This is a genomic window from Bradyrhizobium sp. USDA 327, from assembly GCF_041262065.1.
Classification (GTDB): Bacteria; Pseudomonadota; Alphaproteobacteria; order Rhizobiales; family Xanthobacteraceae; genus Bradyrhizobium; species Bradyrhizobium liaoningense.
Map to the genome: position 1 here is coordinate 2,651,800 of NZ_JBGCCW010000001.1, position 13,012 is coordinate 2,664,811.

Annotated in this window: 16 protein-coding genes and 1 pseudogene; 10 read left to right on the forward strand and 7 right to left on the reverse strand. The window is 64.4% G+C overall.

Annotated elements, in window-relative coordinates; genetic code table 11:
* Positions 1-31 precede the first annotated feature (31 nt).
* Positions 32-1,048, forward strand: coding sequence for an ABC transporter substrate-binding protein (locus ABIA42_RS12040; RefSeq protein WP_370113453.1), 1,017 nt, complete (start codon positions 32-34; stop codon positions 1,046-1,048).
* A gap of 23 nt (positions 1,049-1,071) precedes the next feature.
* Here the strand turns inward: ABIA42_RS12040 and panB are convergent, their stop codons facing one another.
* Entirely contained in the window at positions 1,072-1,893 is an 822-nt protein-coding gene (gene panB / locus ABIA42_RS12045; protein ID WP_271530490.1) for a 3-methyl-2-oxobutanoate hydroxymethyltransferase, read from the reverse strand.
* A 431-nt stretch (positions 1,894-2,324) separates the two neighbouring features.
* Between panB and minC the strand changes: the two genes are divergently transcribed.
* The 4 genes from minC to ABIA42_RS12065 all read left to right on the forward strand — a co-directional run bounded on the left by minC (position 2,325) and on the right by ABIA42_RS12065 (position 4,504).
* The gene (gene minC / locus ABIA42_RS12050) at positions 2,325-3,023 is read left to right on the forward strand and encodes a septum site-determining protein MinC (RefSeq protein ID WP_271530491.1); all 699 of its coding nucleotides are present in this window, start codon (positions 2,325-2,327) and stop codon (positions 3,021-3,023) included.
* 19 nt (positions 3,024-3,042) lie between these two features.
* Entirely contained in the window at positions 3,043-3,858 is an 816-nt protein-coding gene (gene minD / locus ABIA42_RS12055) for a septum site-determining protein MinD (protein ID WP_271530492.1), read from the forward strand.
* Entirely contained in the window at positions 3,855-4,136 is a 282-nt protein-coding gene (gene minE, locus ABIA42_RS12060) for a cell division topological specificity factor MinE (protein WP_271530493.1), read from the forward strand. The genes minD and minE overlap by 4 nt, the downstream gene beginning before the upstream one ends.
* 182 nt (positions 4,137-4,318) lie before the next feature.
* The gene (locus ABIA42_RS12065; RefSeq protein ID WP_271530494.1) at positions 4,319-4,504 is read left to right on the forward strand and encodes a hypothetical protein; all 186 of its coding nucleotides are present in this window, start codon (positions 4,319-4,321) and stop codon (positions 4,502-4,504) included.
* A gap of 21 nt (positions 4,505-4,525) precedes the next feature.
* On the opposite strand, the gene ABIA42_RS12070 is transcribed toward ABIA42_RS12065, so the two are convergent.
* Positions 4,526-4,774 carry a hypothetical protein gene (locus ABIA42_RS12070; protein WP_271530495.1) on the reverse strand — a complete coding sequence of 83 codons (249 nt, stop codon included), beginning with the start codon at positions 4,772-4,774 and terminating at the stop codon, positions 4,526-4,528.
* 130 nt (positions 4,775-4,904) lie between these two features.
* A pseudogene (locus tag ABIA42_RS12075) lies at positions 4,905-5,299 on the reverse strand (hypothetical protein).
* A gap of 126 nt (positions 5,300-5,425) precedes the next feature.
* Here ABIA42_RS12075 and ABIA42_RS12080 point away from each other — a divergent pair.
* On the forward strand, positions 5,426-6,211 hold the full coding sequence (locus tag ABIA42_RS12080; protein ID WP_271530497.1) for an SDR family NAD(P)-dependent oxidoreductase: 786 nt from the start codon (positions 5,426-5,428) through the stop codon (positions 6,209-6,211).
* A gap of 95 nt (positions 6,212-6,306) precedes the next feature.
* Here the strand turns inward: ABIA42_RS12080 and ABIA42_RS12085 are convergent, their stop codons facing one another.
* Positions 6,307-6,537 (reverse strand): hypothetical protein, encoded by a 231-nt coding sequence (locus ABIA42_RS12085; RefSeq protein ID WP_035676244.1) that lies wholly within the window; start codon positions 6,535-6,537, stop codon positions 6,307-6,309.
* Between the two features lie 581 nt (positions 6,538-7,118).
* On the reverse strand, positions 7,119-8,195 hold the full coding sequence (locus tag ABIA42_RS12090; RefSeq protein ID WP_370113448.1) for a hypothetical protein: 1,077 nt from the start codon (positions 8,193-8,195) through the stop codon (positions 7,119-7,121).
* Positions 8,196-8,541: 346 nt separating this feature from the next.
* Here ABIA42_RS12090 and ABIA42_RS12095 point away from each other — a divergent pair, with 346 nt between their 5' ends.
* The gene (locus tag ABIA42_RS12095; RefSeq protein ID WP_271530500.1) at positions 8,542-9,138 is read left to right on the forward strand and encodes a L,D-transpeptidase; all 597 of its coding nucleotides are present in this window, start codon (positions 8,542-8,544) and stop codon (positions 9,136-9,138) included.
* 46 nt (positions 9,139-9,184) lie between these two features.
* Here the strand turns inward: ABIA42_RS12095 and ABIA42_RS12100 are convergent, their stop codons facing one another.
* Both ABIA42_RS12100 and ABIA42_RS12105 read right to left on the reverse strand, forming a co-directional pair.
* A complete protein-coding gene (locus ABIA42_RS12100; RefSeq protein ID WP_131868394.1) occupies positions 9,185-9,616 on the reverse strand; it encodes a hypothetical protein in 432 nt (143 codons plus the stop codon).
* Between the two features lie 117 nt (positions 9,617-9,733).
* A complete protein-coding gene (locus ABIA42_RS12105) occupies positions 9,734-10,198 on the reverse strand; it encodes a MarR family winged helix-turn-helix transcriptional regulator (RefSeq protein ID WP_370113446.1) in 465 nt (154 codons plus the stop codon).
* A 104-nt stretch (positions 10,199-10,302) separates the two neighbouring features.
* Between ABIA42_RS12105 and ABIA42_RS12110 the strand changes: the two genes are divergently transcribed.
* The 3 genes from ABIA42_RS12110 to ABIA42_RS12120 all read left to right on the forward strand — a co-directional run bounded on the left by ABIA42_RS12110 (position 10,303) and on the right by ABIA42_RS12120 (position 12,962).
* On the forward strand, positions 10,303-12,216 hold the full coding sequence (locus tag ABIA42_RS12110; protein WP_370113444.1) for an FAD-binding monooxygenase: 1,914 nt from the start codon (positions 10,303-10,305) through the stop codon (positions 12,214-12,216).
* 181 nt (positions 12,217-12,397) lie between these two features.
* On the forward strand, positions 12,398-12,625 hold the full coding sequence (locus tag ABIA42_RS12115) for a hypothetical protein (RefSeq protein ID WP_244430140.1): 228 nt from the start codon (positions 12,398-12,400) through the stop codon (positions 12,623-12,625).
* Positions 12,626-12,782: 157 nt separating this feature from the next.
* Positions 12,783-12,962 (forward strand): hypothetical protein, encoded by a 180-nt coding sequence (locus ABIA42_RS12120; RefSeq protein ID WP_239623346.1) that lies wholly within the window; start codon positions 12,783-12,785, stop codon positions 12,960-12,962.
* Positions 12,963-13,012 lie beyond the last annotated feature (50 nt).

Genomic DNA, 13,012 nt, shown 5'->3' on the forward strand with positions numbered 1-13,012 from the left:
AAGCCGGGTCGCGGCAACGAGGAGAGATGCGATGAAGCGTTTGCAGGCGGCGGGCTCGGCCCTGGTGTTGGCTCTGGCGCTCGGTGCGACGGCGATGCCCGCGCATGCGGGAGAGGCCGTCAATCTGATCCTGAACTGGACGCCGACGGCCGACCACTCGCCGTATTATTACGCCAAGGCGCAGGGCTGGTACGAGAAGGCGGGCATCGACCTCACCATCGAGACCGGCAAGGGCTCCGGCGTCTCCGCGGCCAAGGTCGGCTCCGGCGGCTCGCCCTTCGGCGTCGCCGATCTCGCCACCATGCTGGTAGCCAAGAGCAAGGGCGCCGACACGGTTGCGGTGATGAGCGTCTATGCCAATACAGGCCAGACTTTCTACTGGCTGAAGAGCTATGGCGTGAATGGCGTCAAGGATTTCGCCGGGCACAAGATCGGCAATCCGCCCGGCGATGCCTCGCGCGTGATGTGGCCGGCCTTCGCCAAGGCGGCGGGGCTTGCGCCCGACTCCGTCGGCTTCGTCAATGTCGGGCCGACCGCCAAGATCGCGGCACTGAAGAGCCACACGGTCGATATCATCAGCGACTTCTACAACGAGCACGATCTGAAGGTCATCGAGTTCGGCGGCGATCTCGGCTACGTCAACTGGAAGGACATCGGGCTCAACCCTTACGGCAATTCCCTGATAGTCAACGGCGCTTACTTGCAGAAGAACCCGAAGGTCGTCGAAGACTTCGTGCGCGTCACGCAGAAAGCCTTCGCGGCATGCGTCGCCGACGTGGCTCCGTGCCTGAACGCGCTGCTCGCGCAGGTCTCGGGGCTCGACCGGGCCAACCAGGAGCGCCAGTGGGAGCGCATCAAGTTCCTGATGACGGACGAGTTCACGACCACCAAGGGTCTCGGCTGGATCGACGGCGAGCGGATGAAGAAGGACTACGACCTCGTCCACACTTATCTCGGCATGGAGAAGCCGTTTGACGTGACGACGGCGTTCACAACGAAGATGCTGGATCCGAACATCAAGATGGATGCGAGCAAGGTGAAGAAGTGAGCGGCGCTTGACTGCTAGCTGCGTCAGCCCTTCTTCATGTCGTAGACGTGTTCCGGCCCGGGAAAGGCACGCGACCGCACGTCGGCGGCATACCGTTCGACCGCCGCTTCGATGGCCGGACCGAGATCGCCGTAGCGCCGAACGAATTTAGGGGTTCGTGGCGAGAGCCCAAGCATGTCCTCGAGCACGAGCACTTGGCCGTCGCAGGCCGCGCTCGCGCCGATCCCGATGGTGGGGATCGCGATCGTTTCCGTGATCTTGCGCGCCAACGGCTCGGCCACGGCTTCAACGACGACTGAGAACGCACCGGCATCGGCGACCGCCTTCGCATCGTCCTCGATCGGCCCCCAGTCGATCTCGTTGCGCCCCTGGGCGCGAAACGAACCGAGCGTGTTGATGGATTGCGGCGTAAGGCCGATATGACCCATCACCGGGATGCCACGCCCGGACAGGAATGCAATCGTCTCCGCCATGCGCACGCCGCCTTCAAGCTTCACCGCGCCGCATTGCGTTTCCTTCATGATCCGTACCGCGGAGTTGAACGCTTGCTCTCTGGAAGCTTCATACGATCCGAACGGCATATCGACCACGACCAGCGCCCGCCTGGATCCCCGCATCACCGCAGCGCCCTGAAGGATCATCATGTCGAGCGTGACCGGCACCGTCGTCTCGAAGCCGTGCATGACGTTGCCAAGGGAATCGCCGACCAGAATGACGTCGCAATGCTGATCCACCAGCGCTGCCGTGTGCGCATGATAGGAGGTCAGCATGACGACCGGCTCGCCTTGCTTGCGGGCGCGGATGTCCGGGGCTGTCTTGCGTCTGATGGAAGACTGAATTGACATGATCGGCTCCGTCTGCGGGACGCGCATCGAAACCAGATGGCACGACCGTGTCAATCCGGGTGAGGGGTCCTGCAATCACATGGATGGCGCGACATGCGAGGGCAGCGGGCGTGCGCCGTCTCCACGGCCGCTTCCGCGTGACTGCTGCACTCATAGTTCAAGCGAGCACGCCTGACTTTCGTCTTCGTGGCCCAGCGTAGCGGTCCTGACGGTGCGCTGCGGAGCCGGGCCCGGGCCCATGTTGGCGATGTGCGTGACCGGCTTGGGCGCGCCATGCGCAGCAGAGTTGTGCGTCGCAGCGCGTGTCCGGACACGACAACGACGGTCCAACCAGTTCAGGTCCCCACGCAACCCCACGGAGACATTAACCGACCGTTAACCATATCCGCCGCATCGTTAACCATTCAATAACAGGGAACGAGTCGGCCGCTATGCAGGCTGCAGCAAAAGTCCAACGTCAAATGGTGCGCCTGCGCGGGCGCTCCTATGTGGCCTTCGTGTTCACGCCGACGGTTCCGATCCAGGACTGGCTGCAGGAGATCGATGCCACCATCGCGCGTTCGCCGGGCTTCTTCGCCGGCCGGCCCGTGGTGATCGACCTGTCCTCGGTCGATCTCAGCCAGTCCGGCATCGGCCATCTGCTCACCAGCCTTCAGGACCGCAACATCCGCGTGCTCGGCATCGAGGGCGTGGAGGAGGGCCGGCTGACCTCCGGGATGCCGCCGCTCTTGTCGGGCGGGCGCAGCTGCGTGGTCGAGCCGAGCGCGCCGAAGAAGGCCGACGTGAAAGTGGAGACCAAGCCGACATCGTTGCTCCTCGAAAATCCCGTGCGCTCGGGCCAGACCGTGATCTTCCCGGAAGGCGACGTCACCATTCTCGGCTCGGTCGGGTCCGGCGCCGAGGTCGTTGCCGGCGGCTCCATCCACGTCTACGGCGCGCTACGCGGCCGCGCCATGGCGGGCGTGAACGGTCACACCAGCGCGCGCATCTATTGTCAGAAGATCGAAGCCGAACTGCTTGCAATCGATGGATTTTATCAGACCGCCGACGACATCGACGAGGCCTTGCGCGGCCGGCCCGCGCAGGCCTTCCTGCAAGGCAATACCATGCGAATTACCGCGCTGAACTGACCAGAAGGAGATAATTGAGATGGCCAAAGTACTGGTCGTGACATCAGGCAAGGGCGGGGTCGGCAAGACCACGACGACCGCCGCGCTGGGAGCAGCGCTCGCGCAGCGCGGCGACAAGGTCGTCGTCGTCGATTTCGACGTCGGCCTGCGCAACCTCGACCTCGTGATGGGCGCCGAACGCCGCGTGGTGTTCGATCTCATCAACGTGGTGCAGGGCGTCGCGAAGCTGCCGCAGGCGCTGATCCGCGACAAGCGGCTGGAGAATCTGTGGCTGCTGCCGGCCTCGCAAACCCGCGACAAGGACGCTTTGACGGAAGAGGGCGTCGGCAAGGTCATCGCCGATCTGCGCAGTCGTTTCGACTGGGTGATCTGCGACAGCCCGGCCGGCATCGAGCGCGGCGCCTCCATGGCGATGCGCTTTGCCGACGAGGCCGTGATCGTCACCAATCCGGAAGTCTCCTCGGTGCGCGACTCCGACCGCATCATCGGCATGCTCGATTCCAAGACCGTGCGGGCCGAGAAGGGCGAGCGCGTCGAGAAGCACATCCTCATCACCCGCTACGATCCCTCCCGCGCCGCGCGCGGCGAGATGCTGACCATCGACGACATCCTCGAGATCCTGGCAACGCCGTTGCTCGGCATCATCCCGGAGAGCCAGGACGTGCTGCGCGCCTCCAACGTCGGCTCGCCCGTGACGCTGTCGAATGCGGACGGCGCGCCGGCACGGGCCTATATCGACGCGGCGCGGCGGCTGTGCGGCGAGACGGTCGCCATGCAGGTGCCGGCCGAGCGCAAGGGCTTCATGGATCGCCTGCTGCGACGGAGGGCTGCATGAGCATGGGTTTGCTTCGGCTTCTCCGCGGCAACAAGGCCACTGCACCGGTCGCGCGCGAACGGTTGCAGATCCTGCTTGCCCATGAACGCGGAATGCGCGGCCAGCCCGATCTGCTCGGCGTGCTGCGTGAGGAAATTCTGGCCGTCGTGTCCAGGCATGTGACGCTGGACCCGACCAAGGTCATCGTCCGGCTCGATCGCGGCGACGAGGTTTCGACCCTGGAGGTCGATATCGAGGTGCCCAACGATTTCGAGCGCAAGAAGGTGGCGGTCGCGTAAGGTTCCGCGGCCGAGGACTCCCGGTTTTGGGTGGGTGAGAAGGCGGTCCGCCGGGCATGGCGGGCCGCCTTTGTCTTGCTTACATCGACGGGACGGAACGAGCTCGGGGCCTCGATCGTTGTGAGACACCCGCGGTGGCAGTTGCGTGCTGCACCGCAGTCCCCTCGAGCGAGAGACCGCCCATGATGTCCGAGGTCCAGGTTCATACCGTTGCCCGGCAGATGTTCGAACAGCACGGTCTTGCTGCAATCGCGAAGGCCGCCGAGCAGGCCCAGGCCTGCGAGGGCCGCGGTGAGACCGAAGAGGCCAGGGAGTGGCGTCACATCGTGGACGCCATGAAGATCATGCGCGGCCCGCATCAGAGCTGACATTCGTAAGCGCGAGCGTCTTCAACGCTCCCCGCGATCGCTGCCTTGCGGCGACGTGCGGTTCTGTGTCTGTGGCTGCCCGCGCTCGCGTGTCTCCTTGCAGGGGAGTGGCTCCCACGAGCCGTCCGGCGCCTGCTGATAGGCACTGCATGAGGACGAGGTGGATTTTTCCTCGCCTTTCTGGGCGTCGGAATTCCTCGCCTGTACGGGCGCAACCAGCACCGTGGCGGCCGCAATCGCGCCGGCGAAAACGAAATGGATACTCCGCATGAGGACCTCCTGTTCGAATTCGAAGAGGTCGCATGCTTTCGAGGATTGTGACGATTTTGGGCCGGAGCAGTGGTTCCGTCGCGGAGTGCTTAATGCGGCGAGTGCTTAATGCGGCGAAAGCCCCGGCTCGCTAGCCGCCCTTGCCGCGGATCAGGCCGGCGAGGTTGGTCTTCTGGGCTTCGCACCAGCCGGGCATGCCGAGCCGGCGCTGGTCCATGTCGGTGGCCTGGGTCGCGACCGCGACCTCGGCCATCAAATCATCGTCCTGCTTCTCGCCCAGCTTGCCGCCGGTGTGCATCCAGGCAATCGCCTTGCGCACCTTCTCGGTGGTGCCGTCGGGCAGGTGCATCTGCTGCGCCTTCTGCACCAGGTCCTGATAGACGAGGTCCGTGTTGGGGGGCACTCGACCTTGGCTGCGAAGGCCTGCAAGACCATGGTCACATAGATCGACCGCGGCGGCGCGTCGGCGGCCTGGGCCGGTGCAGCCAGCAGTAACAGGCCCGTCATCAGAAAACCGGTGCGCATCCCTGGAACCTCCTCCGTTTTTTGAGAGGCTAGCGTCCGTCGCGCCGCTCCGCAATGGCGCGCGGCGCAATTGTCGTCGGTCCAGGCGGTGGGCTAACCTGCCGCTCCCCAGCCTCGGAGCACGACATGAGCCTGTTCAGCACGCCGTTCGATCCAGCACGCGACACCGCGCTCGTCACCGGCGCGGGCAATGGCATCGGCCGCGCGATCGCGCAGGCCCTGGTCGGCGAGGGCGTCCGCACCATGTTCGCGGATGTGAGCGCGGAGCGGGTGCACGCCGCGATCGGCGCCAGCGAGCAGCCCGCTCTGGCCGTGCCCTGGGTCGGCGATCTCGCCAGGCTCGAGGCCTGCGACGAACTGCTGGCTGCCGCACATGCGGCGCTGGGCGAGGTCACCCATTTCGTCCACAGCGCCTCGCCGCCGCGGCGGGAGGCCGATCATGCCCTCGGGGTCGATCGCAGGACCTGGCAGGAGATGCATGCCGTCAATCTCGACGCGGGCTTTCACCTGGGGCGTGAGCTCGCAAAACGGCTGATCGCGGCGAAACGACCGGGCTCGTTCTTGTTTCTGACCTCGCTGCATGCCGGCACCCCGCGCAACCTGCCGCATTATTCGACGGCGAAGGCGGGGCTGGCGATGCTGGTGAAGGAGTTGGCCAAGACGTTTGGCCGCCACGATATCCGCGTCAACGCACTGGTGCCCGGCGCGATCGCGGCCGGTGGTTTCGTTGCGGATCCCGCGCTGGCGCGGCACATTCCGCTCGGGCGTCTCGGCGAGGCCAAGGACCTCGTGCCGATGGCGCTCACGGTGCTGTCGAACAAGCTTTCCGCTTACGTCACCGGCGCGGCCTTCGTCGTTGACGGCGGATTGTCGCTGACGAACTGGTTCGAGCCGCCGACGCTTGAAGAGTAAAGATCGTTCCGATTTCGTCGGAACCAACTTTGACGTCTTGGTTTGACGCGTTTCTCAACGCGAACCGGCATCCACTTCGCTTGAACACGCTGTGCTTAGCGCTGCCAGGCCGGCACCGGATCGAGCGGAGTGCGATAGAGCTCGTTGTGATCGCGATCGGTGACGCGCACCGCGCAACCCTTGTGCTGCAGCTCCGGCTTCACCTGCGACAGCTCGCATGCCAGCTGATCGGCGCGATCGGAGGCAACCTCGATGTCTTCGAGGATGATTCCCCCCTGGTTCTTGAACTCTTCACCAACCACAAGATCGAAAGAGTAGTAGGGCATCTGAGTTTCCCCGTGTGACGATCTGAGCTTCAGTGCAAGTCTCAACACATCCCGGATGATACCACTGAGTCGATAGCTGCCGAATGAACAGGCCGCGCAATCTCTGAGCTTATGGCGCAGAAATGATGTGCAGCATGTGAGTGCGTTAACATTTTATTAAATATGGCTGCGCGACCATGAGGCATGGAATTGCAGCAGAACCGGGCTCCGGGAACCGGCAGCTGCACGAGAAGGCCGGCGGCATAGATCCCGACGGCCTTTTCTCTTGTACGGAAGACGAGCGAGGCATCGCTTCCCGTAGTCGCCCGGACTCAACGGATCACATCGACTCGGACAGCGTGCGCGAGATCGCGACGTCGTGCTGTCGCCTGGCATTGCCTAAAGCGCGATGCGATTAGGATGAATCGTCATCGCGCTTTAGGTTGTTGTTTAAACATGATCTTTTCGGAAAACCGCTGCGCACTTTTCCGGATCATGCTTTAGAGCGCGATGAAATCAGGACCAATCGTCATCGCGCTTCAGGTTGCTGTCTTGAGCATGGTCTTTTTGGAGATCCGCTGCACACTCTTCCGGATCATGCTCTAACGCAGCGGCATTGGCGGACGCACGATAGGTCCATCGTCATCGGCAACGGCTTGCGTCGTTGTGGCCGGCGCAGCTGGCGGCGGGACCGCGGCGGCCTGCGATGGCGGCGGCGGAGGTGCGAGCGGCGCGGGCGAAGAGGCCGGCATGGAGTTCCGTGCCACGGCCGGCTTGGGCTTGCGAACCGGAGGCGCGGCAGGCTGCGGCGGGAGCGCAGCGGCGCGTGCGCGCGGATCGACCGGTGGCTTCGCTTCGGCTGCCGACTTCGGTGCAGGCGGCTTCGCCATCTCACGCGCCATCTGCTCCTGCCCGGCCTTCAGCTCGGCGATGCTGGCCTTGAGCTGCTCGATCTGCTGCGCCATCGCGGCGAGATCGCGCGTCATCGATTGCACCGACTGCGTTGTGTCGACGGGCAGTGTCGCGGCAGGCGCGACCGCGGCAACTTGAGCGGCGGGCGGCGGCGCAGATTGGTTGGCTGATTGATCCGCCGTGGCTTCCACTGCGGCCGGTGGGGCCTGCGCGGCGGCGACCGGCGCGGTCTGCGACGTCGCAGGTAGCATCGAGGTCGTGGGCAGCAACGAAGCCAGTGCCGGCGTCCATTCGGCCAGCATTTGCGTTGCCGTTTCGCCGTGCTTCTCCCAGGCGATGCTGGCGGCCACGCTGGCGCCGGCAAACAGGAACGCGACGGACGCACCGCGCAGCCACCTGCCGACCGAGGATCGCTTCTGCCTGGCAGGACCGTCGCTGGAGGTGACGCGGACAGCCGTGTCGACCAACGGTGCCGCGGCGGGCTTTCCGTAAACGACGTTGATGGTGGGCTCGGGCGCACGCGCCGGCTCCGGAGTGAACTTAGGCTCCGAAGTGAGCTTGGGCTCCGGAGTGAGCTTGGGCTCCGGGGTAAACTTGGGTTCCGGACGCGGCGCGATCTCCGGCGCCAGCGCAGGAGACGCGCTTGTGGACCGCGAGGCCGGCACGATCTCGGGAGAGATCTGAACCGCGTCGTGGGGGTCGTTGTCCTTGACCGTGTCCTTCACGATCTCATCGACGATTTGCTTGGCATTCAGCGTCGCGAGCATCGCAACTCCTTTGAAGCCTAGTGTTTGAAGCCTAGGTCGTCCGCATTGGCGCGGCGCCGATCGGTTGAGGTGAGCCCATCCCGAGCCCCGTGGCTCACGAGTCCAGCCGGGTTTGACCAAAGCAAGGCGAGGGGATGGAGATGATGCGACGGTCCTCCGCCGTTTGTGGTGATGGAACCCGGTTGATCGAACACGCGCACGTGTTCCTCTCCCGCCTTGTTTTCAGCACGATTTTGGCGATATGTGGCGGTGCTGGGGGTGCTGCTATCCGCTATCGGGGGGGCCGGCGGTGCCAAGATCTCTACTCGTTTTGTTCGTCGCAGCCTTGTTGCCGCTGGGCGGCTGTATGCAGACGACACTCTCGCCATCGACGGATGCGAGCATGACGCCGCGCGACCGTCAGTTGCTCGCGCATACGCCTTACGCTCAGGCGAAGGTGCCTGAGCAATATCTCCGCCATATCGTGGACTACCACCGCAAGGAACAGCCGGGCACGATCCTGGTCGATACCGATGCGCGCTATCTCTATTACGTCCTCCCCGAGGGCAAGGCGATCCGTTACGGCGTTGCGGTCGGCGAGGAAGCCATGGCGTTCTCCGGCGTCGCGCGGGTCGGCCGCCTGGCGGAATGGCCGGACTGGGTTCCGACGGCGGACATCCAGGCGCGGCTCGGCCCGTATCCGGCGCGCGTTCGAGGCGGTCCCGCCAATCCGCTCGGTGCGCGGGGCATCTATCTGTATGTCGGCAACAAGGACACGCTCTACCGCATCCACGGCACCAACCAGCCCGAATATATCGGCCAGGCGATCTCGTCCGGCTGCATCCGGATGCGCAATGAGGACGTCATCGATCTCTACGACCGGGTAAAGCTCAATTCGACGGTCGTGGTGCTGCCGCCAGGGCAGAACGCGCAGGCCGAGACGGGCACGCGCTGGCGCGGTTGAGGGCCGCGCCGTCGGCTGGCTTGATTTCCGCCAGCCGTTACTTGGCTTAGTTCTCAGGCCGCGCAACACGCCATTGCAGCGTCGTGGCAATGCCGTTGGCGTCGCCCGGCGCCTTGTCAGCGGGTGAAGTGTAGAGCGGACGATAGCGGTAGGCCCACATCTTGCTGCCGTCGTCGCGACTGATCACGGTGAAGTCGCCGACGGCCCTGGCGTCGGCCGTCGCGGCCAGCGGAACCCAGCTCTCGGTGCACTTACCGTTGCAATTCGAGGACTTTCCGGTGGTGTCGCGCTCGTAGATATAAAGCGTCATGCCGTTGAGATCGACGAGCTTGGGGCCCTGTTTGGTCAGGATCACCTTCGCTGGAGCCGTCGGCGCCTCGACCTTCGGCGGAGGAGGGTCGCCGCCCCCGTGGCCGCCTGCGACTGCATGACTGGTCGAGAGCGTCATGGCTGCGGCCATAACGAGGAACCTGAACATTCCGAACTCCGTCCCACAAAGTTAATCGCGCGTTAAGCGCCCAATGTGGCCGAGCTTAGCAGGCGAAGGTTAGTTCCTGGTTTCGTGCGCTGCGACAAATTCGGACGTGGTTTGGAGTTAGATTTGCGCATCGCGTTGCGGGGCGCGGCTGAGCTCGTTGCCGGCGGCGATTGCCTTGCGCAACAGCCGCATCAGTTCGTCGCCCTCTTTGGCGCTCAGGCCGCGCAGCATGATGCGCTGCGCGGATTCGACGGCCGGCGTGATCCTGCGCAGCGTGCGCCGGCCTTCATCGGTGATTTGGAGCTCCCGCGCGCGGCGGTCGCGACTGGAGGGGCGGCGCTCCGCGAGACCCTTCTGGACGAGGCGATCGATCACGCCGGTGATGGTGGTGCGATCGTAGGCGATCAATCCGGCGAGCGTTACCTGGTCGAGTCCCGGATTGGCCTTGATGGTCGCGAGCGCGGCGTACTGCACCGGCGTGAGATCGAAGCCGGCGTCTTCGACCTCGGCCAGGAACACCGCCACAGCGATCTGCTGGAAGCGGCGCGCCAGATGCCCGGGCATGTCGTTGTTGTCTTTCACCGACGTCTCCGCGGAGGCAGGGAGGTTTCGAGGTCGTTGACAAGTATACTGATCGTCAGCATACTGATCAATATCCAAACAGAAATTTGACGGGAGAGGTGCTCATGCAATTCCATCTGAATGGATTTCAGCCGGGCGACCCCGAGATTGCCGATCCCGCCGAGCGCGTTCAGGCACCGGGCGCAACGGGCACCGTGCCTGACGAGGTCGATGTTCTCATCGTCGGCTGCGGACCTGCCGGCCTGACGCTGGCCGCCCAGCTTGCGCAGTTTCCTGACATCAAGACCTGCATCGTCGAGCAGAAGCCGGGCCGGCTGCTGGTCGGCCAGGCCGACGGCATCGCCTGCCGCACCATGGAGATGTTCCACGCCTATGGCTTCAGCGAGCGGGTGCTGAAGGAGGCCTACTGGGTCAACGAAACGACGTTCTGGAAGCCGGATGAGCGGATGCCGGAGAAGATCGCCCGCAGCGGCCGGGTTCAGGACGTCGAGGACGGGCTGTCGGAATTCCCGCACGTCATCCTCAACCAGGCGCGCATCCATGACTGTTTCCTCGACGTCATGCGCAGATCGCCAACGAAGCTCGAGCCGTATTACAGCCGACGCGTGCTTGATCTCCATGTCGATCCTGTCGCCGATCATGCCGTGAGCGTGCGCCTCGAACGCGTCGATGCCGCGCACGAGGGCAAGGTCGAGACGATCAAGGCGCGCTACGTCGTCGGCTGCGATGGCGCACGCAGCACGGTGCGCAAATCGATCGGGCGCGAGCTGCATGGCGATTCCGCCAACCACGCCTGGGGCGTGATGGACGTGTTGGCGGTGACGGATTTCCCGGACATCCGATTCAAGTCGCTGATCCAGTCGGCCAGGGACGGCAGCCTGCTGATCATTCCGCGTGAAGGCGGCTACATGGTCCGCATCTATGTCGAGCTCGCAAAACTCGATGTCGGCGAGCGCGTTGCGAGCCGCAACATCACCGCCGACGACGTGATCGCCAAGGCGCAGCGGATCCTGAAGCCGCATACACTGGACGTGAAGGAGATCGCCTGGTGGTCGGTCTACGAGATCGGCCAGCGCCTCACCGACAAGTTCGACGACGTGCCGGACGCCGACACCGATGCGCGCCTGCCGCGCATCTTCATCGCCGGCGATGCCTGCCATACGCACAGCCCGAAGGCGGGGCAGGGCATGAACGTCTCGATGCAGGATGCCTTCAATCTCGGCTGGAAGCTCGCCGGTGTCCTCCGGAGCCGGTGCGCTCCAAGCCTGCTACATTCCTATTCGGCGGAGCGCCAGGCGGTCGCGAAAGAGCTGATCGATTTCGACCGCGAATGGGCGGGGATTCTCGCCTCGGCCGCCAAGGCCGGCGGCGCCGATGCCGCCAAAACGCAGGACTATTTCGTCAGGCACGGGCGCTATACCGCGGGCACGGCAACGCATTACAGGCCATCGGTGCTCACTGGCGTGGCTTCGCATCAGCACCTCGCGCAGGGCCTCGTCATCGGCAAGCGCTTCCATTCCGCGCCGGTGATCCGGCTGGCGGACGCCAAGCCGGTCCATCTCGGCCACGCCGCGCAGGCCGACGGCCGTTTCCGCATCTACGCGTTTTCGCCTGCGGAGGATCCTGTGGCTGCCGGCTCGGCCATTCGCGCGCTGTGCGGCTTCCTCACCGAAGCTCGGGAATCACCATTGCGGCGATACACGCCTGTTGGCGCCGACGTCGACAGCGTGATCGACCTGCGTGCCGTCTTCCAGCAGGATCATCGTCAGCTTGCCGTCGCGGCGATGCCGTCGCTGCTGCTCCCGCGCAAGGGCCGCTATGGTCTGATCGACTACGAAAAGATGTTCTGCCCGGACCTCAAGGGCGGCCACGACGTTTTCGCAATGCGAGGGATCGATCGAAAGAGCGGCTGCATGGTCGTGGTGCGGCCCGACCAGTATGTCGCGAATGTGCTGCCGCTCGACGATTATGCCGGGCTTGCATCGTACTTCGACCGCTTCATGCTGAAGGTGATCTGACGCCCGGTGTCGAGTTCCCTGCACGTACAATTTAAGAAAGTTCTTCGCGGGCAGATTTCATCGATCGTAACATGTGTATCCAAAGATGCAGTCATCCACTCGGGGCAGCGGGGCACGGGAGGATGAAATGAGTCAGAGTCAGGCGGAGACGCGCCGTCAGCAGAATGTCGCTAAGCGGTCGATGACCAAGGAGGCCCAGCAGTTGGCCGGTTTGATTGCCGGACTGCGCAAGTCCCTCGAAGCGATCCACAAGGAACGGACGAGCACAAAGCTCAGCGGCGCCGAAATGGGTTTGCTCGACGAGCGTCGCAACAATCTGTTGCTCACCATTGCAGCCCTCGATGACCGCCTCTCGGCGGTGCAGGGCCTGATCAATCTCGGCCGCCCCCACGTTATCCGCGTGCATTAGCGCCGATCCGACGCGGCAGGATCGGCCCCCGTCGCCGATGGCACGGGGCGGCCCATACCGCCTGCGGATGGCACCAAATTGCCACGCTCCCGGCGAATTGCCGCCAAAGCACGCTGCCACGACGAGGTTGGGTGCAGGGCGACGCAAGGGGATCGAATTGGCCTACAAAATGGTCGCAGAACGCGACAACGAGAAGTACAGCTTCGCCCGCGAGAGCCGGTTGCTCATCGTGGCGAAGGCAAAGGTGTGGGCGAGCGAGGGGTGGCGGGTCGTCATCACCGACCAGGACGGCAAGGCCTACGCGCCGCCCGAATTCGATCAGCAGTCGGCGGCTTGATCGCGAGACGGGGCGAGGGGACGACAGTTTGACGTCGTTGTTTCGACCTT

Coding starts and splice junctions, on each gene's coding strand:
- ABIA42_RS12065 (WP_271530494.1), top strand. CDS start 4,319: ATGATGTCCGAGGTCCAGGTTCATACCGTTGCCCGGCAGATGTTCGAA.
- ABIA42_RS12085 (WP_035676244.1), bottom strand. CDS start 6,537: ATGCCCTACTACTCTTTCGATCTTGTGGTTGGTGAAGAGTTCAAGAAC.
- minC (WP_271530491.1), top strand. CDS start 2,325: ATGCAGGCTGCAGCAAAAGTCCAACGTCAAATGGTGCGCCTGCGCGGG.
- ABIA42_RS12090 (WP_370113448.1), bottom strand. CDS start 8,195: ATGCTCGCGACGCTGAATGCCAAGCAAATCGTCGATGAGATCGTGAAG.
- ABIA42_RS12115 (WP_244430140.1), top strand. CDS start 12,398: ATGACCAAGGAGGCCCAGCAGTTGGCCGGTTTGATTGCCGGACTGCGC.
- ABIA42_RS12110 (WP_370113444.1), top strand. CDS start 10,303: ATGCAATTCCATCTGAATGGATTTCAGCCGGGCGACCCCGAGATTGCC.
- panB (WP_271530490.1), bottom strand. CDS start 1,893: ATGTCAATTCAGTCTTCCATCAGACGCAAGACAGCCCCGGACATCCGC.
- ABIA42_RS12070 (WP_271530495.1), bottom strand. CDS start 4,774: ATGCGGAGTATCCATTTCGTTTTCGCCGGCGCGATTGCGGCCGCCACG.
- ABIA42_RS12080 (WP_271530497.1), top strand. CDS start 5,426: ATGAGCCTGTTCAGCACGCCGTTCGATCCAGCACGCGACACCGCGCTC.
- ABIA42_RS12040 (WP_370113453.1), top strand. CDS start 32: ATGAAGCGTTTGCAGGCGGCGGGCTCGGCCCTGGTGTTGGCTCTGGCG.
- ABIA42_RS12095 (WP_271530500.1), top strand. CDS start 8,542: ATGCAGACGACACTCTCGCCATCGACGGATGCGAGCATGACGCCGCGC.
- minE (WP_271530493.1), top strand. CDS start 3,855: ATGAGCATGGGTTTGCTTCGGCTTCTCCGCGGCAACAAGGCCACTGCA.
- minD (WP_271530492.1), top strand. CDS start 3,043: ATGGCCAAAGTACTGGTCGTGACATCAGGCAAGGGCGGGGTCGGCAAG.
- ABIA42_RS12100 (WP_131868394.1), bottom strand. CDS start 9,616: ATGTTCAGGTTCCTCGTTATGGCCGCAGCCATGACGCTCTCGACCAGT.